This window comes from Pseudomonas sp. C5pp (genome assembly GCF_000814065.1).
GTDB lineage: Bacteria > Pseudomonadota > Gammaproteobacteria > Pseudomonadales > Pseudomonadaceae > Aquipseudomonas > Aquipseudomonas asiatica.
On the sequence record NZ_JWLN01000097.1, the window covers coordinates 1 to 507 of the forward strand.

1 protein-coding gene is annotated in these 507 nt (G+C 61.5%); it reads right to left on the reverse strand.

The window, feature by feature from the left end:
• On the reverse strand, positions 1-507 hold a 507-nt coding region (locus tag RR51_RS28485), incomplete at both ends, for a peroxidase family protein (protein WP_039615489.1).

The following is a 507-nucleotide window of genomic DNA, read 5'->3' on the forward strand; positions in this document are numbered from 1 at the left end:
GTCGCCTTCGCCGGCGATGATGATGTCGGCGCCAGCAGTACCGCCCAGCACAACGTGATCTTCACCGGTGTAGTGCAGGTAGTTTGTGTCTGGCCCGGTATCGGGGGTATTGACGGTATCGGGGTTGTCGCGGATCACCAGCGACACCACCTCGACGCCGTTGATCATGATGCCGCCCGTCGGGTCGGCCCGGCCGTCTGCACCCAGGCCGGTGAACTGCTTGGTCTGGTCCACTTCCAGGGTGAAGGTGGGCGTGAGGAACACGGTGTTGGACAGGTGGGTGACATCGGAGTTGAGCATGATCAGCTTGGCGAAGGAGTTGTTCTCCAGTTCGGTGCCGAAGTTCATGCCCGCCGTACGCGACAGGTAGTAGAACCGATCGCCGTTCTGCAGGGCTTCCAGCTGGGTTTCGAAGACGAAGTTGAAGCTGGAGCCGAGCATGCCGCCGAATGGCATTTTCTGCTCGGCCAGGCCGCCGACCCAGAAGTCGATGGCATCGACACCGGT